This is a genomic window from Chryseobacterium sp. ISL-6, assembly GCF_018613715.1.
In the GTDB taxonomy this organism is placed as follows: domain Bacteria; phylum Bacteroidota; class Bacteroidia; order Flavobacteriales; family Weeksellaceae; genus Chryseobacterium; species Chryseobacterium paludis.
Window position 1 is genome coordinate 141694 of sequence record NZ_JAGGPT010000002.1, and the last position, 23838, is coordinate 165531.

Sequence of the window (23838 nt, forward strand, 5' to 3'; positions counted from 1 at the left end):
TATTTGGCAGAATCTTTGACAAACATCTCTGTAAAATAGTTATTGAATATGGAAAATCAGGATATCAACGAAGAAAACATCAATAAGCAACAAGAAGACAACATTCAGAATGAAAATATTTCTGAAGAAAATGTGACAAATACTCCAACCGCAGAAGAACTTTTGGCAGAGGAAAAAGACCGTTATATTCGTCTTTATGCTGAATTTGAAAATTATAAAAAGAGAACTTCTAAAGAAAAAATGGAGTTCTTCCAATATGCTAATCAGGACATGATGGTTTCTATGCTTGGAGTACTGGATGACTTTGAAAGAGCTTTAAAAGAAATCGCCAAAAATGGAAATCCTACAGACTTACAAGGTGTTGAACTTATTTATCAGAAATTCAAGAATAAATTAACCGAAAAAGGATTGAAAACAATGGAGGTAAGAGCCGGAGATTCTTTTAATGTAGATCTTCACGAAGCAATTACTCAAATTCCTGCTCCATCTGATGATCTAAAAGGTAAAATCGTAGACGTTATCGAAACAGGTTATACTTTAGGTGATAAAGTAATTCGTTTTGCTAAAGTAGTAACAGGAAACTAATATTAATAAGTGATAAATGGTGAGTGATAATTGATCTATTTCACTTATACACTCTGAATATCTATTGTCATTTATCTAATCAATTATACAATTGTCATGTCAAAAAGAGATTATTACGAGGTTCTTGAAATAAGCAAATCTGCTTCAGCCGACGAAATAAAGAAAGCATACCGTAAAATGGCTATCAAATTTCACCCTGATAAAAATCCGGGTGATACTGAAGCTGAGGAAAAATTCAAAGAAGCTGCTGAAGCTTACGAAATATTAAGCGACGACCAAAAGCGTGCAAGATACGACCAGTTTGGTCATGCCGGTGTTGGTGGTAACGGCGGATTCGGAGGTGGCGGATTCGGAGGCGGAATGAACATGGAAGATATTTTCAGTCAGTTTGGAGATATTTTTGGTGGTCACTTCGGTGGCGGTGGTTTTGGCGGCGGCGGGCGTCAGCAGGTGAAAGGTTCTAATTTAAGAATCAGAATCAAGCTGAATCTTGAAGAAATGGTAAATGGAACCCAAAAGACTCTTAAAGTTAAAAAGATGAAGATGGCAGAAGGTGCCACTTCGAAAACATGTCCTACATGTAACGGATCTGGAGTTCAGCTAAAAGTAATGAACACCATGTTTGGGCAAATGCAAACACAAACCACTTGTGGAACTTGTCAGGGTATCGGAAAAGTCGCTGATAAAATACCTGCAGGAGCCAATGCACAGGGGTTAATAAAAGATGAAGAAGAAATCTCAATCAACATTCCTGCTGGAGCAAGAGATGGAATTCAGCTTAATGTAAGAGGAAAAGGTAACGATGCTCCTTTCGGAGGTATTCCGGGAGATTTACTTGTTATTGTAGAGGAAGAGGTAGATAAAACAATCAAGAGAGAGGGTGATAATCTTCACCAGGAGTTATACATCTCTTTTGCAGAGGCTTCTTTAGGAACTAAAAAAGAAGTATCAACCGTAGGCGGAAAAGTGAAAATTACGATTGATCCAGGTACTCAGTCTGGAAAAATCTTAAGATTGGCAGGAAAAGGTCTTCCTAGTATTGATAGCTATGGAAAAGGCGATATGTTTATACACATCAATGTATGGACTCCACAAAAGCTTACTAAAGATCAGAAAGACTTCTTTGAAAAGCAAATGGCAAGTGGAGAAATGGTTGCAGAACCATCCGGAAAGGAAAAAACGTTCTTTGATAAAGTAAAAGATCTATTCAACTAAAATATAATTGAGACCTTGTTAAAAGGTCTCTTTTTATTTGTTTCATTATATTTGTTGACCGCTAATTCAACATATGAATAATTCATAAATGGACTCCAGAACTACATTCTTACAAGCCTGTAATGAGATTTTTAATAAATTAGAAGGTTTCAAGGACTTTGAAAAGGGCAGAGAATAAGAAAATATTCTCCCGATAAAGATCTTTATTTTGAAATTTATTTTCAATCCAGTGCCAAGAATAATTCTTCTTACATTCAGATTCTTCCTCACATTCATATATTCTCAAAAAATCTGAAAAAGTGGCAAGTAGAGCATACGAACAACGAATATTCTCAGGGTCTTATTTTCGGGGAGCAATTAGGATATTTAACGCCATCCAAAAAGTGGCAAGAATAGAATCTGGCAGATTGTGTTTATAAGAAAAACACTAATGAAATAGCAGAACAAATCGAACAGTACATCTTCCCCATTTTTGATATTTTTAATTCTAAAGATCAAGCTATTGAGTTTTTAAAAAAAATGGAACAAAGTTCCACGAATGGTCTGAACATTCTCTTTTATCTCTAGATTTCTTACTATGTTTCTCAGAAAAAGAGGTTGCTGAAAAATTTTTCAATCATTTTATAGATCATTGTCCCTATAAAGGTAAAATTTTCAATCTCTATCAACAGTTGGAACTGGAGAAAAATATTAATCTCAATTATTCAGAGTTTATAGGTGCAAACAAGATTAAGCTTGCCTTTATAAATGGTCTAAAAATCACCAATAATTAATCAGACCCTAAGTTTTAATTATAAGAGGTATTTTAGTTTTCTATTTAAGAAGACCAGAATAAAACTGGAAACCAACAATAGAATTATAAATATGATCATTTCATATGGAAGATATCTACCTAGAATCCACTTCATAAGCAATGGATGTACTAGGTAAATAGCTGTCGATAAACTTGCTAAAATTTTAGTATCTACCATTACTGGTATATTCTTGCAATACATAAATACCAAAGGACATGCTATCAGTAAAGAAAACAAAAGGTCAATATTTTCATTTGGACTAATCATTTTATAGTTGAGAAATGATTCTAAAACAACAAGTCCCACTACAGCTAGTACAGTTATTAACGAAGGCTTGTATTTGGTGTCCAGGTTCAGTCTATTAATCAGGTATCCGATGGTCAAAAAAGGGAAACAGACCAGGAGAAAATTTCTGTAAGATGGAAACAGATTGATTATTGAATCCGTTTCATTTTTAAAGTAATGAAGATTACCTAAAGTTTGCATCCCATATCCGAGACTAGACAGCAGAAGAATAAGAGTGACCAGTAAACTCACTGACTTCTTTCTTATAAAAAACAAAATAATACCTGAAAAGAAGGTTCCAATTAAATACCACAAATGATGGTAGCCAAATAGGATGTTCATCCAAGTATCTTCTTCTTTCCAAAAAGGCAAATATACTATAGACCAGATCACATAAAGAGAAAAGGTTCTTACTAACCATTTTTTGAGTTTATCCGTGTTATCTACATAATAAAAATAATATCCTGTGATAATCAAAAAAATAGGTACTGCCATTCTGAAAACTCCATTAACAAGTACAAAACTCAATTCAGGATAAGAATCCCTAAGAAGGTGCATATGTAAAAAAACGACAAAGAATGCGAGGATAATTTTTAATATATCAATCGATAAATTTCTCATAATAATCAATGAACCTGATATATTGTTATAGTTGTTTGTGTAAAATTATCCTGACGTCGTATTTTAAATTTCAGAAGCAAACTTTCCTCAATTATTTGCGTATTGCCGATGTATAAATCTTTTTGCCTATCGTAAATAATGCGACAGCAAGCAATCCACCACTCAATCCAAAGATCAATTCTTTAAGAGCAGAAGGCCAGGTTGGAAGAAAATGATGTAAATAAGAAATATTATGTGCGAAAATACCACCTGAAACAAAGATCAAAGCTATCGTTCCAACAATCGCTAAAATTTTAATAATTACAGGCAATGCCTTCACCAGTAAGTGGCCCAACTTGGAAAACAAACCTTTATCCTTGCTTTTTTTAATCAGTTTAAAACCTGCATCATCCATTCTTACGATCAGCGCTACAATACCATAAACTCCTACTGTTGCCAGAAATGAAACAAGAGTCACCGTAACGATTTGAGTTAGTAATGGATGCTGCTCTTCAAGAACAGTTCCCAATGCAATAATTACAATTTCTATAGAAAGAATGAAATCTGTTGTAATGGCAGATCTTATTTTAGATTTTTCAGAATTCTCTTCATCTTCATCTATTACGCTCTCTTCCACTACTTCATGTCCTTTTTTATCGCGATGGAATAAAAATTCAATAATTTTCTCTACTCCTTCAAATGCCAGATAAAAACCTCCTAAAACCAGTATAATTTCTATAGCCGGTTTATAAAGCCAGTTAAGCAAAAATGCGATGGGAAGAATAATTAATTTATTAATAAATGAACCCTTGGTAATTGCCCATAAAACAGGTATCTCACGTGATGAAATGAAACCTGTAGCTTTTTCTGCATTTACTGCTAAATCATCACCCAAAATCCCAGCCGTCTTCTGAGTAGCTATTTTACTCGTAACAGCTACATCATCCATCAAGGCAGCAAGATCATCTAAAATTGCAAAAAAACCAGACGCCATTTAATTTTTTTTTTAATATTTGTTAAGTTGAACAAAAATAATATTTAATTCCGGTTTTAAAAAATAAGAATGAATTTATAAACATTTTAGGTCAAAATAATAATTTGTATGCATAGAAAGTTCACTCTTCCATTTTAATTTACAGCTACTGCATCATTTTAATTTTTTAAAGTGCACTGATCTTCTCATATTTGTATTCTTATAAGATAATCAACCATATGAATGAAACAGAGAATTGGGAAAGTAAGCTGCAATCTATTTGGCTGCAGCTGGGAAAAATAAGCAATAAGGATTTTATTCAACTGATAAAAGATCATACGAGCCTTCTACATGATGCAAAAGCTATTGCTGATTTTGAACGGGCATGTGCTTTTGACTCTACAGGACATGAAAAAGAAGCAGAACCATTGTATAGATCTGCTTTAGATCATGGATTATCGGGTTTACGAAGAAGGAGGGCGAGAATTCAGTTGGCCAGTACTTTACGAAACAATGGGAAAATTGACGAAAGCATTCAAATCCTCAGAGAAGAAAAATTAAATGAATCCGATGAGTTAAATGATGCTGTAGACTCTTTTTTAGCTCTTTCTCTTTATTCTGCGGGAGAAAACAAAGAAGCATTATCTTTAGCATTAAAAGCATTATCACAGCATCTGCCCAGATATAACAATTCATTGTACAGATATGCTGAAAATTTAGAAACGATAAATCAATGAACATGACCACCACTGATCTGGAACAGAATCTTACTTCTTATTTTAAAGATATTGAAGCTGATGATCTGAAAACAATTGTCTCTTTTTTTAAACCGGAACTTATTAAGAAAAATGAATTTTTCTTGGAAGCTGGAAAGAAAAGTACAAAGCTAAGTTTTATCCGATCCGGATTTTTAAGGATCTTTTGTGAAACCGAAAAGAAAGAGATTACACAGTGGATTTCAACAAAAGGATATTTTGTAACCGATCTATCGAGCTTTATATCAGATATCCCTGCACGATGGTCCATTCAGGCTCTTACAGATACAGAATTGTTTACGATTGAGAAAGCTGATTACGAAAAACTACAGGATAAAGTTCCTCAATGGCATATTTTAGAAAAAGCATTTATTGTTCACTGCTTCACAACAATAGAAACAAGAATTTACGGTCATTTATCGATGACTGCTGAGGAAAGATACCAATGCTTTTTTAATGAAAACCCTAAATTATTTAATCAGGTTCCTTTACAATATATCGCTTCAATGCTTGGGATGACCTCTGAAACTTTCAGTCGCATAAGAAATAAAATAGCAAACGGAAATCTTTGATTTTTATCAAGTGGTATTTTTTTATTCTGCCCGAACTTTGTGGTATAAATTATTATAACATGTCAAAGAAAATTGAAACAGAAATTACCATTCACGCAAGCCCTGAAAAGATCTGGAAAATATTAATTGATTTTGAAAACTATCCTGTATGGAATCCATTCATTACCAATATTCAGGGATCTGTAGAAGAAGGTAATCAAATACAGGTAAAGATTGAACCACAAGGTGGAAAAGGAATGGTTTTCAAGCCTGTGATATTATCAAAAAAGGAAAGCAACGAATTCAGTTGGCTGGGAAAGCTAATGTTTAAAGGAATATTTGATGGAGAGCATAAGTTTGAATTAATTGATAATAAAAACGGTACAACCCGGTTCATTCAGTCAGAACAATTCTCAGGCTTTCTTGTCCCATTTTTTAATCTTGATAATACTATAATCGGTTTCAACAATATGAATCAGAAGCTAAAAGAATTAGCAGAGAAAAGCTGATACAACACAGGTTTCTGTCAGCTATAAAATCACTATATTTTTCTTACATTTGAGGTATGAAAAAGCTCATACTCAGATATCATTTTTTTGTTTTAGGGTGTATTGGCTTTTTATTAAATTCTTGTAATTCAAGGTTCAGAGTTTGGATGGGGGATAACAATCAGCAGAAAATTTACAACTTAAAATACGGCGAACATAAGAGACAAAAGATGGATATTTTTCTTCCATCCGGATATTCCGAAGATTCTCCCGTAGTTCTCATTGTACATGGAGGTGCATGGAAATATGGAAGAAAAGAGCACATGATCCAGATTCAGAAAATGCTTTTTAAGAATAAAGTTCCAAGTATCAATATGAATTACCGACTGGTATCAAAGTCCAAAAAGATCACTTACAGAGAGCAGCTGGAAGATATTAGTTCTGTTATTAATAAATTCAATTCTTTAGCAGGAAAAGCAGAATTACAACCGGACAATTATATTCTGTTAGGGGAAAGTGCTGGCGGTCATTTAACTTTATTATATGGATATCAGCATCCTGATCAGATAAAAAAAATAATCTCTTTGAGTGGCCCAACCGATTTTTACTCTCCGGAATACCTGGATTCATTTTATTCAAAATATTCTTCACCAACTGTACAAAAGGTGGTAGGCATAAAATTCGATCGTCATCATCTGTCTGAAGAGTTTAAAAAAGCGAGCCCAATTGCAAATATTACCAATGTTCCGACTCTGCTATTTCAGGGAAACCAAGATTTCCTTGTTAATAAAAATCAAGGGTTGGCATTAGACTCAGCTTTAGCGAGCCAAAATATCCCTCATAAATTAGTTTTTATGAAAAATACAGGTCATGCACCCAGATTTTTCAGTAAACGAAAAAGAGACAGCATTATCTATCCCAACATTCTGGAATGGATAAAAAAATAACCCGCCAAAAGCAGGTTATTTAAATTTTAAATTCTTTGATCTTATTCAGGTGAATTGTCTTCGTATTTAGAATGATCAACTTTCTTACCAAATAAAAACTTAATAATTATTGGAAGTGTTGTAATAAGAACAATAACAATGATTATTAACTCCAGCTTTTCTTTAAGATTGATTCCAAATTGTTCCTGAAATAACTTATCCAGATAATGTCCTGCAAAGATCAAAATAAATGACCACAATACAGCTCCTATAATATTATCTCTCAAAAATTCTTTTTTATCCATCTTTACAATACCTGCAACAATAGGCGTAAAAGTTCTGACAACAGGTAGAAATCTCGCCATAATTATAGCCAAAGCACCATGTTTTTCGAAAAAGTCATGAGCCTGGTACAGATATTTTTTCTTGAATAAGAAGGTATCCTGTTTTTTATATAATGCAGGACCGGCTTTTACGCCGAAATAATATCCAACTTCATTACCGACAATAGCAGCTAGAGCAACGGAAGTAGCAAGAATAGTTGTATCAAGCAGATCGCTCCCTGTGGAGCCAAAGGTCTCTTTGATAATTTCAACAGCATAAATTCCTGAAACAAACAGTAACGAGTCACCCGGTAAAAAAAATCCTACAAAAAGTCCCGTTTCAGCAAAAATAATAAACAGTATAAGCCAAAACCCACCCATTTTTATATAAAACTCTGGGTTTAATAAATCTTTCCAGCTATTGAAATCTTCCATACATATTGATAAGTAACAAAAATAAGTCTAAAAAGTCTGAATAGGAAATTAATTATAAGATTTTAACTAAAAAACTAAGATTATATCCTAGAGGTCGAGGTCATCATCGGAAACTGCCGTTCCATCAGCCATTAGAAATGCTTTTAGGAATGGAGTAAGATTTCCGTTCATCACCGAATCAACATCTGAAGTTTCATGTCCTGAACGTACATCTTTTACCAATTTGTAAGGATGCATTACGTAATTTCTGATCTGACTTCCCCACTCAATCTTCATCTTATTGGCTTCGATCTCGGTTCGAGCCTTTAAACGTTCTTCAAGCTCCATTTCATATAATCTGGAACGAAGCAACTGCATTGCTTTTTCTTTGTTCTGAAGCTGTGAACGTGATTCTGAGTTTTCAATGATAATTCCTGTTGGTGCATGACGAAGACGAACAGCTGTTTCCACTTTATTTACATTCTGTCCTCCTGCTCCTGAACTTCGCATGGTTTCAAATGAAATATCTGCGGGATTAATATTGATTTCAATAGTATCATCAACCAAAGGATATACATATACAGACACGAAACTTGTATGTCTTTTTGCATTACTGTCAAAAGGAGAAATTCTTACCAATCGATGAACACCGTTTTCCCCCTTAAGATATCCAAAAGCATATTCACCATCCATTTCCAGGGTTACCGTTTTCACACCTGCAACCTCCCCTTCCTGGTAATTGAGCTCACGGATCTTATAACCTTGCTTCTCTGCCCACATCGTATACATCCTCATCAACATGGCAGCCCAGTCACAACTTTCCGTGCCTCCTGCTCCTGCAGTGATTTGAATAACCGCAGAAAGTTCATCCCCTTCATTAGAAAGCATATTTTTAAACTCCAGATCTTCGATTTTCTCTACTAATTTTGGAAATGCCTCATCCAGTTCTTTTTCAGAATCTGGATCTTCTTTTGCAAATTCCATTAAAACCTGTAAATCTTCAAACTGAGTAGTGATCTCTTCATAATCTTCCACCCATCTTTTCTTAGAACGAAGCTGCCTTAAAAATACTTCAGCTTCTTTCGGTTGATCCCAAAATTCAGGAGCTGCCGTTTTCTCATCATCATTGGAAATTTCTATTTTTTTCTTTTCAATCTGAAGGTATCTGTGTAGATCTTCAATTCTCGACTGAACATCTTTTATATGGTCGTTGTTAATCACGAAATTTTCTTTTTGCAAAAATAAGGATAAAAGTTTTAGGAATAGTTATAGGTGATGAGTTATAAGAGATGAGTAATTAGAATATCTACATCTTATTATATCATTTAATCATATCTGCTACAATCTCACCAATTTTCGGAGCAAGTGCCACCCCCATTCCAGACAATCTTACAGCGCAAAATTGCCTTTCTGAAAGTTGCTTCACAATCGGAGTTTTTTCGGAACCCATTGCCATGATCCCAGACCAGCGAAGAGCTATTCGAAATTCCTGATTGGGTAAGATCACTTCTCTTAAAAAGTTTTCAAGGTGAATCTGTAGGAATTCTGTGGTTTGAAAATCAGTTGTTTCTTCAGTTTTAAAATCTTGATTTCTCCCCCCACCCAATAAAATTCTATCTGCCAGGTTTCTGAAATAATAAAACCCTTCATCGCAGTGGAAAGTTCCTTTTAATTTCAAATTTTCAATAGGTTCTGTTAGCAAAATCTGACCACGTGCCGGAATAATTTCTTCATTCTCTAAAAATTTCGAACTAAAAGCGTTGGTACAGTATATAATTTGATGAGCCTGAATAGATAATTCATCTGATAATTGAATCAGAATCACATCAGCATTTTCATCAACATTTGTTACTTCTGTTCCAAAAAGGAACTCCACTTTAAGTTCATAACATTTTTCAAGTAGCTTATGCAGAAGTTTTCCAGAGTGTAAACTTCCTTCACATGGATTCTCAATGAGAAAATTAGATTTCCCTAATCCAAAATCCTGTATTTTATTTTGTTGTAAAGAATAGGTATTTGGGATTCCGGTAATACATGTAAGATTTTCATTCACCTCATCCAATTTTTGCAAAGGATGATCATTATTCAATATTTCATATCCCCCACTCAGTTCGAAATCAATTTCTGAACTCTTAAAATAAGTCTGAATTTTCTGAAGTCCCTCAAACCTCATTTTAACTAATTCCAAGGTCTTATTCCAACCCATCTTTTCCTGATCTGCAATAATCTCCGTTAGACTTCCAAAACAGGCAAAACCTGCATTTCTCGTCGAAGCTCCCAAAGGAATAGAATTCCTTTCAAGAATCAAAACAGATCGTTCGGGATATTTTTCTTTAATAGAAATAGCTGTCCATAATCCGGTGAAACCAGCACCAATAATGATGACATCTCTTTTTCTATAAAAAGTTTCAAGTTCCCAAATGCTAGAATTGATCATATGGTGGATAATTATCGTTGATAAATAATGAATTATTAAAACATATCCAAAGACTGACGATTAAAATGACTATCCTTTGTCTTTTCCGTTTCCTTCTTCCCCATTATGATGAAAACCGATCTCTCTGGTTGGTTCTTCCACTACTTTATAAGTTTCAAGTTCGGTTCTTAAAGATTTTATTCTGTACTGAAAATCATCGAAATTATTGATAATAGCATCATTTAAAAATCGTTCAACTTGCTCTAAATATTCTTCTGTAAGTTTACCAGCTGCATCTCTCAGAGCTCCACTTAAAAGAGTCTGATCAATAATAAGCTTTTCATTCTTTGTTCGTTGGTATAGATTTTTGATTCTTTTTTTCAGACTCTGTGTAAAATCCATTAACATGGTATTGCTAAAGGCTTTCATTTTAGAAGCACTCTCATTCCAGAAAGGGATTTTATCTGCTTTGTTATTTTTAAGGATCTTATACAATAAGGAATCACTTTCCAATCCTTTTGTCATCCCATACAGAATAATTTCTGAACGCTCTGCTGCATTGGGTGGAAATACTGGGATCATCACATCAAATCTCCCCGGAGCCAATATCTCTTCATCAATTTCAGAAACAGAATTAGCTGATCCTACCATCAGAATATCTTCTTTTTGGAACTTTCCTATATAATGGAGAATAATTTCCTGGGTTTCCAGATTACAGGAAGCTACATTATTTTCCGCACTCCTTTCCATCATGATATCATCAAAATCATCCATAAAAAGAAGCACCTTATCTTCTTTCATCATATTCATGAGAAAATCATTGAAGTTGGTTTTATTCCCATCTATTAAAGAAGTTCCCAGATAATGTTTTTTAACTTCCTTAAACTTATAGCTGATAATTTCGGCAATTTTATTCGCCCAGAAAATCTTACCGCTTCCCGGAGGTCCATAAAGAATAATTCCTGCAGGCTTATTAATCCCCCAGTCCTTAATCTGTTGTTTATTTAAAAAAGGTTCTAAAACACTAGATATATAAAAAAATAAATCACGATAGCCTATAAAATCACGATGCTGAAGACTCGTCTTCTGTCCAAAGTAATCATATACAAACTGATAGTTTCCACCCAATTTATTATCAATTCCATAACTTGAAATCGAAGAACGGAATAATCCGTTATCAAAAATATTAGGCGTGGTATCCTGTATTGCTTTTTCTATCTTTTCCTTAGGTTGGTTGATGGTTTCAGCAATCTGTTCGAGTGTCTTATTCTTATCCAGATCTTTTTCATAGCGTCTTAAAAAATCTATGTTTTCCCGGGCAAATTTTTCAAAATCCTGTTTGATCTCAAAATTAGTACTCATACACACTCCTAATTCCAGATCAAAATCCTGTATAAATTGTTTGATCGCTTCTGCGGAAATATTTAATTCTTTGGCAAGTTCAATTAACTTCATATTCACGAATTGTACGATCAAATTTAATATTTTAATCTCATAAAATATCAGACAATTTGACTAAATATTGTAACATTTTGTTTAAAACTAAGACTACTACTATGTAAAACAAATTACATGGAAAAAGTTTTGTCAGTAAAGAATTTAACTAAAAAATTCAAGAGAGTCGTAGTAAACAATATCTCATTTGATGTAGAAAGAGGTAATGTTTATGGCCTTCTGGGCCCCAATGGAAGTGGAAAATCCACTACATTCGGAATGTTGCTTTCAACCATAAATCCCACAAGTGGCGACTGGTATTGGTTTGGAAAAAAAGGCACTGATTCAGATACTTTAAAAAAAATAGGTGCGATTATCGAACAGCCTAATTTTTATCCTTATCTGAGTGCTGAAACGAACTTAAAGATCGTTGCCGAAATCAAGGGCGCTCCTTACGAAAGGATAGATGAAGTTTTAAAGACCGTTCATCTTTTCGAAAGAAAAAAAGATACTTTTAAAACCTTTTCCCTGGGAATGAAACAACGTCTGGCTATAGCTTCAGCGATGTTAAATAATCCTGAGGTCATGATCTTAGATGAACCTACCAACGGACTCGATCCTGAAGGTATCATTCAGATCAGGGATATCATCTCCAGTATTGCCAAACAAGGTATTACCATTATTATTGCAAGCCATCTTCTGGATGAGATTGAAAAAATATGCAGTCATGTGATTGTTTTAAAAGAGGGAAATTCAATTTATAGCGGAAGAGTAGATGAAATTACAAGTAACAAAGGCTTTTTCGAATTGAAAGCTGACAACAATACCGCATTATTAAATGCCTTAGAAGAGCTTCAATGGTTTACTTCTGTAACCCTGGAAAATGATATCATAAAAGCTCAGATTCGTGAAGACGCTTCTATCTCTGCTTCTAATTTAAATCAAAAATTAGCAGAAAAAGGTATTTTCTTGTCTCACTTATCTAAGAAAAAACTATCTCTTGAAACTCAATTCCTTGAACTTGTAAAAAACACCAATACCAATGCTTAAATTACTAAAACTCGAGTACTACAAAAACCTGAATTACAGACCATTCAAGGTTTTTACGATATTATATTTTGCGATACTGGTGGCACTCCTTTTTATTGGATTAGTAGATCTGGATGTTTTTGGAGCGACCATCAATTTAAAAGAACAGGGAATTTATAACTTCCCGGAGATCTGGAATTTTACCACATGGATCGTAGCATTATTAAAGATCTTCCTGGGTCTGATCATTGTATTTTCGATCTCTCAGGAATTCAGTAACAGAATGTTCAAGCAAAATACCATTGATGGATTAAGCAGAAAGGAATTTATTGCCTCTAAACTCTTAACGATAAGTGTTTTCACTATTGTTTCAACCGTTATTGTCTTTATTATTACACTTCTTTTAGGAGAAAGTTATTCTAAGGTGACCGGCTCTGAAATGGTTTTTAAGGAAATGTTCTTTATTGGAAACTATTTTGTTAAACTCTTTACTTTTTTCTGCTTCCTGATGTTTCTTTCCATACTACTGAGAAAATCGATGTTTGTATTCCTTGGCTTCTTTGTGTATTGGATCGGAGAGGGAATATTAACAGCCATCGAAGTATTTTTAAAGGTTCGCGGTACACAGGAACTGGAAAGAATGAAAATCCTGAAAGACGATTTCTTCTTTACTCACCTTTTACCATTAGACAGTATGTCCAACCTTATTCCTAATCCCATGATGAGGCTAAATATGGCAAAAATGATGGGATTAAAGTATGAGTTTACCTATCCTACAGAAAGCTTAATTGCTTGTATCGTTTGGAGTGGGATCTTTATTTTCGGTTCTTACTGGATCTTACGAAAGAGAGACTGGTAGTTTTTTTAATTAAAAGATTTAAAATTAAAATATTAAAAGTGGTTCATTTTTTGAATCACTTTTTCTTATTAAAATTCCCCCTTATCAACAATGATGAAACTGATTCTGAGTATACTTCTGGCAACATCCATAGGTATTTCATGTTCAAAAAAAACAGAGCCCATTATTCCAAATCCTGCAATCAATACAGCAAAACCACCTATCGCTGATGATGAAAAAACAGATAGAAAGGCTCAAGAAGCTCAATTATTCTGTAAGAAAAATAACTTTAATACAGACTTTTGTATTTTAATAGACATGAGTTTACATTCTGGTTTAAACAGATTTTTCGTGTATGATTTTAATCAAAAAAAAGTCACTCAGAAGTATTTGGTTGGTCATGGGTGTGGAAATAACTCGTGGAGTTCGGATGAATCAAAAGACAATCCGACTTTTAGCAATGAGGACGGAAGTCATCTTTCTTCATTGGGAAAATACAGAATCGGAGAAAGAGGAAGCAGTGAATGGGGAATTAATATCAAGTACTTAATGCATGGATTAGATGAAACTAATGATAATGCATTGAAAAGAACAATCGTTTTCCACTCCTGGAATAAAATGAGTAATAAAGAAATATATCCCAATGGCTCTCCTGAGGGATGGGGATGTCCAACGGTGTCTAATGATGCCCTAAGAGCAATAGATCCTTTACTGAAAAATTCTTCCAAACCAGTTTTGATGTGGATCTATAATTAAAACATTTCATCAATCAATCTTTGACAATTTTTCTCTAATTTTATCAAAATGCCAGTCTTGAAGAAAATATATTATGTTCCCGGATTGATAAGCGCTATTCTTATTCCGCTTTTGTTTTGGTACTATGCGAGTACTCGGATTGATAAAACAGTAATCAATGTAATAGATGTTTGGTTACCATCTAAAATAGGAAACGAAAACAGTGGTGAAATGGGACGTTTCATACCTCCTAAAAACTGGACTTATAAAAAGTTAATTGTTCCCCCCAATAGAGCTAAAAAGAATTCAAATCTTTATGTTTCAGAAATAAAGAAACTCAAAGAAAGAAATGAAAAAGAAACCGGAATCGAATTTGTATTAAATAAAAAGAACTCTTATGGCGATTTCGTTTCTCTCTTAAATGATTTGAGTGTTGCAAAGGTGGACACTTACGGTTTTGATCTCAATGACACCGGACACCTCTTTGTTTCATACACCTCGCCTATTACTAAAAGTCCAATAGAAGAATGTTATTTATGCAACGATCATATAATAAGTGTAGACCCCAATGATCAGAAAGGTTGGAACTTTAATCTGGATTTCATACGTGAAATAAATATTGAATTTTTCTTTAACAATATGGCGAAGCTTCCAAAAAATGCATATTATATCATTTTCGGCTTTTTACTATTTTTAAATATCTCAATGTTGAGTATTAAAGAAAATTTTCAAATCAACAGAAAAGTATTGATATGAAAAAGATATATTATGTTCCCGGATTAATAAGCGCTGCTCTCATTCCGCTTTTGTTTTGGTATTATGGAAATCAAAAGTTTGAAGAAATTAACCTCAATGTTATTGATATTGGCCTTCCTGTCAAGGCCAAATCGGGAGATGAAAATAATAGAGCTTCTTTCGAATCGATAAGAAATTGGAATTATAAAAAAATAAGAGTACTTCCAAATACTGCAAAGGAAAATTCAAAATTGTATGTATCGGAAATTCAAAACCTTAAGAAAAGGAATGAAAAAGAAACAGGAATTGAGTTTATTCTGGACGATCATAATACATATGGAGATTTCGCTTCTTTACTTAATGACATGCATATTACAAAAAATGAAGAATATGCTTTAGACCTAAATAAAACAGGACACTTTTTCGCTATTCATACCTACATAAACCCAGAAAAAGAAGAATGCTTTTTATGTGGTGATGTTATCGCAATTCCAATTGATTCAGGAGTAGAAAATAATTGGGAAGCTTACTTAAAATATATAGAACCGAAAGGTTATGATAAGTTTACTGATATCTTAATAAAACTTCCCAAACAAACTTTCCTGCTTATTTTTGGATTTTTAATCTTACTTCATATGTCGATGTTAAGTTTTAAAGAAAATTTTCAAATCAACAGGAATCCCTTCAAGTACGTAAATTGAGCTAAAGTAATCGACTAACCGTGTCATTCCGTAGGAATCTAAATCAACTATTTTAAATTAAAAAAAGATTCCTCACTATGCTCTGTTCCGAATGACACAAAAATAAAAAAGGCTGCTTTTCAGCAACCTTTTGTCAATTATTTTTTATCCAGTAAAGGAAGATATTCACCATATCCTTTTTTCTGCATTTCATCTTTGGGAATGAATTTTAATGAAGCACTGTTGATACAGTAACGTAATCCTCCTTTGTCTGCAGGCCCATCTGTGAAAACATGTCCGAGGTGAGCATCCCCTGTTTTACTTCTAACTTCAACTCTGGTCATTCCTACAGATTTGTCTATTTTCTCATCAATTACATTTTTAGTAATTGGTTTGGAAAAACTTGGCCATCCACAACCAGATTCAAATTTATCTGTTGAGATAAACAACGGTTCCCCTGTTGTAATATCTACATAAATCCCTTCACGAAACTCTTTATCGTATTCATTTTGAAAAGGTCTTTCAGTAGCATTTTCTTGCGTTACGCTGTATTGTTCAGCAGTAAGTTTTTCTTTTAAAACCTTTTTATCCTGTTTTTGATATTTAGCTTTTGGAAGTGGATTCGCGTTTTTAGCCATTTCAAAAAGTCCTGGCTCTATATGGCAATATCCCCCTGGGTTTTTATCCAAATAATCCTGATGATAATCCTCTGCCTTATAGAAATTTTTCAATGGAATTGTTTCTACTACAACGGGTTTATTATAACTCTTAGCTAGCTTTTGCACCTCTTCTTTTATAATGGCTTCTGTAGCCTTATCAGTAGAATAAATCCCCGTTCTGTATTGGTCTCCCCTATCGTTTCCTTGTTGGTTTAAACTTGTAGGATCGATGGTTTTGAAATATAGGTCAATTAATAGTTTTAAATCCACTTGCTCAGGATCATACTTCACTTTTACCGTTTCTGCAAAACCTGTAGAATGACTTACTACTTCTTCATAGGTAGGATTTGTTTTGTTTCCGTTGGCATAACCAACTTCCGTTCCTACAACTCCACGAATTTGTTGAAAAAAATGCTCTGTTCCCCAGAAACATCCACCTGCAAAATAAACTTCTTTTACATTTTTACTATCCATAATGGTCTCATTTTCTTTTTTTACTTCTGTGGATTTCTTTGAATCTCCACAACTTCTTGCAAATACTGCAATACCCAGAATAATTCCGAGTAATATTAATATACTTTTCATTTTTATCTTTTTATTCACTATTTATTTTTTTGAAATATCATCAATCCAAATCCCAAAAACATTAGGTCTTTCAGAATGAAAAAATCCGTTATTGGTATTCCATCCACTACTTTCCATATTCCCGGTGTTGTAAATAAATAACTTAAGGTAACCAGAAAAGTAATGATCATACCTATTCCTGCATATCGTCTTAGAAATACAAATTTCGCACTAAATATCAGTAATAATGCAATGATAATTTCTATCGCTCCGATAGCATTTGACACCGTTTGTACACTTGCTATTTTATATACGAAAAAGGTGAGGAAATGGTTTTCGACTAAGCTTTTTATTCCCTGCGCTTCGGTAGGAGTGAATTTGAAAATTCCTATCCATAGTAGGATAAGCGCTGCTCCGAAAAGTGAAATGTAATAACCAAGTTTATACGTCGGTTGTTCCTTGGTCAGTACTTGTGATGTTCCGTTCATATTTTTAAGATTTTGAATATATACTTTATTATTTTCAAAAGTATAGTCGGAACAGCTTCAAAATCCTGACAGAATTTTTATTAAAAATTTATCTTTTTAATCACATCATTCTTAAATCCTTGAATATCAGAATCATTTATTTTATCATTTTCCTTTTGTACAAAAGTTTTTTTCATAATCTCATCAAGGATCTCCAGCTTTTTTTGATAAGCCCTGCACCATTTACAAATTCTAAGATGCATAGAAAGCTTCCGATCCTCTTTCTGGGAAATGGATCCGGCGTTTCTCTTTTCCATAAGCAATGTGGCCGTGCTGCATGGAAGGAATATCAAATGAATAAATTTTTTCAACATTTTTAAATACTTTATGATTTTGCAAACCAATTAAAATCCAGACATTCTCGCAGCTGCATTCTACTTCTTTGTAAAATCTTCCATAAGTTAGTCGTAGAAATATCTAATTCCTGACTCACATCCGGTGCTTTTTTTTCTTGAAGATAATACATTTTTAATGGAATCTTCCATCTGGAGGGCAGTTCTTCAATACAATTTTCCAAAGTTTTATTAAAGTCCTGATCATCCAAAAGTTCGGATTCCCTGTTTGAAACATTCCAATCGTTCAGTACATCACTATTTTTCCACGAACCGGTATCATCGAAAAAATGATCAAGCTTAATTTCAGGTTCTGACTTATATTTCTTGCGATAAAAATCAGCAACTTTTCTTTGAAGAATCGCATTCAGCCATGTAAGTGGCTGGCTTTTTCCTTCAAATGAATCATAGGATGACAACGCCGAAAGAAAAACTTCCTGAACTACATCCTTCGCATCATCTTTGTCTGAAAGCAGATACATTGCTCTTTTCAAAAGAGATTCTGAGTATTTTTCAACCCAGTTTTTCAGCGCTTCATTTTTTGTCATAGTAATCTTTATCTTTCCAGATACTAACGAAGATAATAAGTTAAATGTAAAGACACAAAGTTTTATTAGGATAAAGATTCTTCGTGTCTTTTTGATCGACACAAAATCGGAAGCACAACTATTTTTTAATACACCCAAACTACACTATCAAATATTTGGTAGAAAATCACTCAAAAATCTTAAATTTGCATCTTATCATAAAAAAGCAAAGCAATACATATACTTATGACATCACAAGAGATACGTCAAAAATTTTTAGATTATTTTAAAAGTAAAGACCACCTTATCGTTCCTTCAGCACCTATTGTGTTGAAAGACGACCCTACACTCATGTTCTCTAATTCGGGAATGACTCAATTCAAGGATTTTTTCCTGGGTTATAAAGTACCTACAGCCCCTAGAATTGCCGATACTCAAAAATGTTTGAGGGTTTCAGGGAAACACAATGATCTGGATGATGTAGGTAGAGATACCTACCACCATACCATGTTTGAAATGTTAGGAAACTGGTCTTTTGGTGATTATTTTAAAAAAGATGCTATTGCTTTTGCCTGGGAATTGTTGACTGGAGTTTATGGAATTCCTAAAGAAAATTTATATGTAACTATTTTTGAAGGTGATGCTTCTGAAAATCTTGAAAGAGATCAGGATGCTTATGACTTCTGGAAATCTCACATTTCTGAAGATAGAATTATCAATGGAAATAAAAAAGATAATTTCTGGGAAATGGGTGAAAGTGGACCATGCGGACCATGTTCAGAAATCCATGTTGACCTTAGAACACCTGAAGAAAAAGCGAGAGTTTCAGGACTGGAATTAGTAAATAATGACCACCCGCAGGTTGTTGAGGTCTGGAATCTGGTTTTCATGGAATTCAACAGGAAAGCGGATAAAAGCTTAGAAAAACTCCCACAACAGCATGTTGATACGGGAATGGGATTTGAGCGTCTTTGTATGGCATTACAGGGGAAATCTTCCAACTATGATACAGACGTTTTCACTCCGCTTATTGCTAAAGTTGAAGAACTTTCAGGCAAGAAGTATACGGGAATTTTAGAAGACGAAAAAGATATTGCTATCCGTGTGGTGGTAGATCACATCAGAGCCGTTTCTTTTGCTATTGCAGACGGACAATTACCTTCAAACGGAGGTGCTGGATATGTGATCAGAAGAATTTTAAGAAGAGCGATTTCTTATTCTTATCGATTTTTAGGAATGAAAGAACCTTTCCTTTTCGAATTGGTTTCGGTACTTAAAGATCAGATGGGACCTTATTTCCCTGAATTGGAGAAACAAGGAAATCTGGTTACCGAAGTAATTAAAAGTGAGGAAGAATCATTCTTAAAAACCATTGAAAGTGGTCTGGTAAGAGTTGAAAGATTGATTCAGCAAACTATCGCTGACAATTCAAAGGTATTACCTTCCGTTGAGGTTTTTGAATTGTACGACACTTATGGTTTTCCTGACGATTTAACAAGAATTATCGCTGAAGAAAAAGGGCTGACTATTGATGAGGAAGGATTTAAAGCTGAAATGGCAAAACAAAAGCAACGTTCTAAAAAAGACTCTGCTTCTAAGGTTTACGATTGGGTAGTTTTGGAAGAAAAGCCTGAAACTTTTGTTGGATACGACGAGCTTGAAGCTGAAACTTATATAACAAGATACCGAAAAGTTGAAAACAAGGATGGCGAATTCTATCAGGTTGTTTTAAGCAACTCGCCTTTTTATCCTGAAGGAGGTGGACAAATCGGCGATAAAGGTGTTTTAGAAAACGCTACAGAAAGTTTTGAAGTATTAGAAACGAAAAAGGAAAATGGATTGATCATTTCACTGATCAACGGTCTTCCAAAAGATGCCGGAGCGGTTTTTTATGCTAAGGTAAATGCTACAGAGAGAAAAAATTCTCAGGCAAACCATTCTGTTACTCACCTTTTGCATGAAGCTCTCAGAGAAGTTTTGGGAACTCACGTAGAACAAAAAGGCTCTTATGTAGGACCCGATTATTTGCGTTTTGACTTCTCTCATTTCAACAAGATGACAGAAGAAGAATTGGCTGTAATAGAAGAAAAAGTAAATCAAAAGATCAAAGACAGCATTGCTTTACAGGAGTTTAGAAATATTCCTATCCAGGAAGCGATTGACAAAGGAGCGATGGCTTTATTTGGTGAAAAGTATGGTGACAGCGTGAGAATGATCCAGTTTGGAAGTTCAAAGGAACTATGTGGTGGAACTCACGTTAAGAATACGAGTGAAATTGGTCATTTCAAGATTACTTCTGAAAATTCTGCAGCTGCAGGGATCAGGAGAATTGAAGCGATATCTGGAGATAAATCTGCTGAATATTTTAAAAATCTGGAGCAACAGATTACAGAACTTTCTCAATTATTAAAATCGAAAGATGTTGTAAGATCTATCGAAAAGTTAATCGAAGAAAATACGTCTCTGAAATCTGAAGTTGAATCATTGAAGAAAGAGAAAGCTAAAGGGGAGATTGGTGATTGGAAAAGTGCTTATGAACAGAAAGGAGATAAGCAATTATTGGTTAAGAAAACTTCGTTAGATGCGGGTTCAGTAAAAGATATTGTTTTCCAGCTGAAAAAAGAGATCCCAACTTCTGTAACGATCGTTCTTTCCAATGCTGATGATAAACCGATGATCACTGTAGGTGTTTCTGATGACCTGGCTGCTCATTATCAGGCTGGAGCTATCGTAAAAGAATTAGCTAAAGAGATCCAAGGCGGAGGTGGCGGAAACCCTGGTTTTGCTACGGCTGGTGGGAAAAATCTTGATGGTTTAGAAAATGCTTATCAAAAAGCTTTGAATATTTAATTTTACAATTAAAATCAAAATATAATAAAGCAGCTGTTTTTTAACAGCTGCTTTATTTTTGACCGAATATTATTTTCTTACATCATTTTGTAACTTTTTTTCAATCGCGTTGTCTTATCTATAAAAAGCTAATGGCAAAATTTTCATCTCTATTATTTTTATTTTTTACGGTATTAATTTTCGGTCAGACACAATTGAAGGTATTTGGTAAAACCAATAATAAGCCTATTCAAAATGCGGCGGTCTATTGTGATGATAATCTCCTTGGAAAAACCAATCATGAAGGCTTATTATCTTTTAAAACAAAATGTAAAAAAGTAGAAATTCTAGCCAGCAATTTTGAAGATGCTACGGTTGACGTAAAAAAAACGATGGAGATATCACTTCAGCCTTTGTCTGAAAAAATGGACAATATCGACAGGGTTGTTATTAATGATAAAAGTGATCCGAGAGCACTAAAAATACTGGATGAAGTTAATAAGAGAGCTAAAGATAATACTCCGAAGTCTTTAGATTCTTACAGTTTTAAATCATATAGTAAATCTTCTATTGATGTCGATAGAGACTCCGTCGAAACCTTTAAAAATTTCTTAGCGATAAGAAAAGATTCTCTTTCCAAGGTAGATCATAAGAATTTTAAACAGAAAGAAGGTCAGAAGAAAGATTCGCTGATTAACGAAGATTTCCTTAATGCATCCCAGGAAAGTCAGATGTTCCTTTGGGAAAAAGCTACAGAATACAAATATTCTAAGAAGTTTGGCGAAAAAACCAATATTATAGACAACAGAATGTCAGGGTTTAAAAATCCAATTTATGAAGCATTGGCAATTAATATTTCGAACTTAGACAGAACCCCGAGACAACTGAGACCGGAAAACAGGGAATTGTTTAATTTTTATCTTTCTGACACTTTACAGCTTGATGGAAGAAAAACCTATGTCATCAAATTCAAAGAAATTACTGATAAGAAAAAACAGAATCCAAGAAAATTCAACGGAAAAATATATGTAGATGCGGAAAGTTTTGCATTAAAAAAGTTTGAAAGTGTTAATAAAAAACAGAACGAAGGAAACATCGTTTCTGTCTGGAAACCGATTAATAACAAATGGTTTTTAGATTATGAAGACATTAAATTAAAAATGAGCAGCCAAAGCTTTAATACGTCTAAAAAAGACAGTTTAAAAGAAGGAGAAAAGGTAAAATATAACAAAAAGAGATTTGGCAGCTATCTGTATGTAAAAAACCGATTTTTTGATTTTGAAATCAACGAAGCGCAGAAAGCATCCGACTTCAAAGGCTACTCTCTTGAAATGAAAAGTTCCGATGGAAGTTTGCTTCAGAAATACAGAACCGACAGTCTTACTACAAGAGAAAGTGCTACCTATGCTAAAATCGATAGTTTTGTTCAAAAGCATGATTTTGAAAAGAAACTAGGTTTTTTAACACAGTTAATGAGAGGAAATCTGCGTTACAAAATGATTGATTTTGATCTTACTAAATTTTTGAGTTATGACAAGTACCAGGGTTTACGTTTGGGAGCAGGTCTAAAACTCAACGAAAAATTCAACAAAACATTTTCTCCTGATGGATATGTCGGATATGGTTTTAAAGATCACCACTGGAAATATGGATTAGGCCTGGATGTGAAATTATCCCACAAAAGGACATCTGTTTTCCGTATTGATTATGTAGATGATGTCTTTGCAGCGGGTAGATTTAGCAACAATATGTGGGATATGATGATGAAAGTTTCAGATATCAATTTAGATCTTCATAACGAAACTTTTTATAAAAGCCAAAAATGGGGAGCTTCATTTCTTTATGATATTTCAAATTCATTAAGCATGAAAATTGCTGTAAATAAAGAAAAACAACAGGCTCTTTTCGACTATCAGTATAAAAATCTGGGTAATAGCTTTGACAATGTAAGTACAACATTATCTTTAAAATATGCTCCCAACGACAAAAACATCATGACTCCCAGTGGAAAATACACCTATGAAAAAAGTTACCCTCAGTTTTTTGTAAATTATGAAAAAGGATTTGATGCTTTAGGTGGAGATCTGGATTATCACCGGTTAGACGCGTTGATTATTCACCAGTTCAGATCTAAATTAGGATATACCAACATTAAACTTTTCGGGGGAATATCCTCGGGAACTGCTCCTATCTGGAAGAATTTTGAAATAGCCGGGCAAAAAGATCAAAATTCTGACAAGTGGTATTCAAATATTAATACTCCATCTAATTTAGGATTTACAACAATGCCTTCAGGGACTTTCTTTGCGGATAAATTTGTTGCATTTAAAATTTCCCAATATCTGCCATTCCGATTCAAAACTTTAGGTACAAAGTATTCCAACATAGAAATTGAATATCAATCTGCTATAGGAAACTTTAAAAACAGAGGTGACCATCAGTTTGATTTTCAGGTACTCGATCATTATTATCAGGAAGTTGGATTTATCTGGAACAGATTTTTGGGCACAAGTTTCGGTGTAGGACTATCCTACAGATTAGGACATTATCAAACATCTCAATTTAAAGACAACTTTGGCATAAAGATAAAATTAAGTATCCTTTAAAATATTTAAATAGCAATA

At 33.8% G+C, this 23838-nt stretch carries 23 protein-coding genes; 13 read left to right on the top strand and 10 right to left on the bottom strand.

All coding sequences use genetic code 11. The features are described from left to right. Positions 1–48 precede the first annotated feature (48 nt). A complete protein-coding gene (locus tag J7E44_RS05565) occupies positions 49–585 on the top strand; it encodes a nucleotide exchange factor GrpE (protein WP_214826401.1) in 537 nt (178 codons plus the stop codon). Positions 586–681: 96 nt separating this feature from the next. Next, on the top strand, positions 682–1800 hold the full coding sequence (gene dnaJ / locus J7E44_RS05570) for a molecular chaperone DnaJ (protein WP_214826403.1): 1119 nt from the start codon (positions 682–684) through the stop codon (positions 1798–1800). 791 nt (positions 1801–2591) lie between these two features. Here dnaJ and J7E44_RS05575 read toward each other — a convergent pair. Continuing rightward, positions 2592–3500 (bottom strand): acyltransferase family protein, encoded by a 909-nt coding sequence (locus tag J7E44_RS05575; RefSeq protein WP_214826404.1) that lies wholly within the window; start codon positions 3498–3500, stop codon positions 2592–2594. Between the two features lie 91 nt (positions 3501–3591). Next, complete coding sequence (locus J7E44_RS05580) at positions 3592–4473, bottom strand: DUF808 domain-containing protein (RefSeq protein ID WP_214826405.1); 882 nt, start codon at positions 4471–4473, stop codon at positions 3592–3594. 218 nt (positions 4474–4691) lie between these two features. Between J7E44_RS05580 and J7E44_RS05585 the strand changes: the two genes are divergently transcribed. Genes J7E44_RS05585 through J7E44_RS05600 form a run of 4 tightly spaced genes read left to right on the top strand, consistent with a single transcriptional unit; the run spans position 4692 to position 7193 of the window. Further along, positions 4692–5189 (top strand): tetratricopeptide repeat protein, encoded by a 498-nt coding sequence (locus J7E44_RS05585; RefSeq protein ID WP_214826406.1) that lies wholly within the window; start codon positions 4692–4694, stop codon positions 5187–5189. Further along, positions 5186–5779 carry a Crp/Fnr family transcriptional regulator gene (locus J7E44_RS05590; RefSeq protein WP_251040500.1) on the top strand — a complete coding sequence of 198 codons (594 nt, stop codon included), beginning with the start codon at positions 5186–5188 and terminating at the stop codon, positions 5777–5779. The genes J7E44_RS05585 and J7E44_RS05590 overlap by 4 nt, the downstream gene beginning before the upstream one ends. Before the next feature lie 59 nt (positions 5780–5838). Continuing rightward, positions 5839–6267: an SRPBCC domain-containing protein gene (locus tag J7E44_RS05595; RefSeq protein ID WP_214826407.1), complete on the top strand. Its 429-nt coding sequence runs from the start codon at positions 5839–5841 to the stop codon at positions 6265–6267. Positions 6268–6323: 56 nt separating this feature from the next. Then, positions 6324–7193 (top strand): alpha/beta hydrolase, encoded by an 870-nt coding sequence (locus J7E44_RS05600; protein WP_214826408.1) that lies wholly within the window; start codon positions 6324–6326, stop codon positions 7191–7193. 41 nt (positions 7194–7234) lie between these two features. Here the strand turns inward: J7E44_RS05600 and J7E44_RS05605 are convergent, their stop codons facing one another. The 4 genes from J7E44_RS05605 to J7E44_RS05620 all read right to left on the bottom strand — a co-directional run bounded on the left by J7E44_RS05605 (position 7235) and on the right by J7E44_RS05620 (position 11780). Continuing rightward, a complete protein-coding gene (locus tag J7E44_RS05605; RefSeq protein ID WP_214826409.1) occupies positions 7235–7930 on the bottom strand; it encodes a DedA family protein in 696 nt (231 codons plus the stop codon). An 87-nt stretch (positions 7931–8017) separates the two neighbouring features. Then, the gene (gene prfB / locus J7E44_RS05610) at positions 8018–9130 is read right to left on the bottom strand and encodes a peptide chain release factor 2 (protein ID WP_214826410.1); all 1113 of its coding nucleotides are present in this window, start codon (positions 9128–9130) and stop codon (positions 8018–8020) included. A 100-nt stretch (positions 9131–9230) separates the two neighbouring features. Next, positions 9231–10346 carry an NAD(P)/FAD-dependent oxidoreductase gene (locus J7E44_RS05615; protein ID WP_214826411.1) on the bottom strand — a complete coding sequence of 372 codons (1116 nt, stop codon included), beginning with the start codon at positions 10344–10346 and terminating at the stop codon, positions 9231–9233. A gap of 69 nt (positions 10347–10415) precedes the next feature. After that, positions 10416–11780 (bottom strand): ATP-binding protein, encoded by a 1365-nt coding sequence (locus tag J7E44_RS05620; protein ID WP_214826412.1) that lies wholly within the window; start codon positions 11778–11780, stop codon positions 10416–10418. Positions 11781–11897: 117 nt separating this feature from the next. On the opposite strand from J7E44_RS05620, the gene J7E44_RS05625 reads away from it, so the two are divergent. From J7E44_RS05625 to J7E44_RS05645, 5 genes are all read left to right on the top strand, one after another. Then, entirely contained in the window at positions 11898–12809 is a 912-nt protein-coding gene (locus J7E44_RS05625) for an ABC transporter ATP-binding protein (RefSeq protein ID WP_214826413.1), read from the top strand. Continuing rightward, complete coding sequence (locus J7E44_RS05630) at positions 12802–13647, top strand: ABC transporter permease (RefSeq protein WP_214826414.1); 846 nt, start codon at positions 12802–12804, stop codon at positions 13645–13647. The genes J7E44_RS05625 and J7E44_RS05630 overlap by 8 nt, the downstream gene beginning before the upstream one ends. 90 nt (positions 13648–13737) lie before the next feature. Continuing rightward, complete coding sequence (locus J7E44_RS05635; protein WP_214826416.1) at positions 13738–14382, top strand: murein L,D-transpeptidase catalytic domain-containing protein; 645 nt, start codon at positions 13738–13740, stop codon at positions 14380–14382. A gap of 48 nt (positions 14383–14430) precedes the next feature. Then, on the top strand, positions 14431–15117 hold the full coding sequence (locus J7E44_RS05640; RefSeq protein ID WP_502757488.1) for a hypothetical protein: 687 nt from the start codon (positions 14431–14433) through the stop codon (positions 15115–15117). Next, the gene (locus tag J7E44_RS05645; RefSeq protein WP_214826418.1) at positions 15114–15797 is read left to right on the top strand and encodes a hypothetical protein; all 684 of its coding nucleotides are present in this window, start codon (positions 15114–15116) and stop codon (positions 15795–15797) included. The genes J7E44_RS05640 and J7E44_RS05645 overlap by 4 nt, the downstream gene beginning before the upstream one ends. A gap of 137 nt (positions 15798–15934) precedes the next feature. Here J7E44_RS05645 and msrB read toward each other — a convergent pair whose 3' ends face one another. The 4 genes from msrB to J7E44_RS05665 form a co-directional block, all read right to left on the bottom strand. Beyond that, entirely contained in the window at positions 15935–17020 is a 1086-nt protein-coding gene (msrB, locus tag J7E44_RS05650) for a peptide-methionine (R)-S-oxide reductase MsrB (protein WP_214826419.1), read from the bottom strand. A 17-nt stretch (positions 17021–17037) separates the two neighbouring features. Next, on the bottom strand, positions 17038–17487 hold the full coding sequence (locus J7E44_RS05655; RefSeq protein WP_214826420.1) for a DUF417 family protein: 450 nt from the start codon (positions 17485–17487) through the stop codon (positions 17038–17040). An 80-nt stretch (positions 17488–17567) separates the two neighbouring features. Continuing rightward, on the bottom strand, positions 17568–17840 hold the full coding sequence (locus J7E44_RS05660; RefSeq protein ID WP_214826421.1) for a hypothetical protein: 273 nt from the start codon (positions 17838–17840) through the stop codon (positions 17568–17570). A gap of 11 nt (positions 17841–17851) precedes the next feature. Then, positions 17852–18406, bottom strand: coding sequence for a sigma-70 family RNA polymerase sigma factor (locus tag J7E44_RS05665; RefSeq protein WP_214826422.1), 555 nt, complete (start codon positions 18404–18406; stop codon positions 17852–17854). 225 nt (positions 18407–18631) lie between these two features. Between J7E44_RS05665 and alaS the strand changes: the two genes are divergently transcribed. Next, positions 18632–21235 carry an alanine--tRNA ligase gene (alaS, locus tag J7E44_RS05670; protein ID WP_214826423.1) on the top strand — a complete coding sequence of 868 codons (2604 nt, stop codon included), beginning with the start codon at positions 18632–18634 and terminating at the stop codon, positions 21233–21235. A 131-nt stretch (positions 21236–21366) separates the two neighbouring features. Beyond that, positions 21367–23820, top strand: a complete 2454-nt coding sequence (locus J7E44_RS05675; RefSeq protein WP_214826425.1) for a DUF5686 family protein — start codon at positions 21367–21369, stop codon at positions 23818–23820. The last annotated feature ends 18 nt before the right edge of the window (positions 23821–23838 follow it).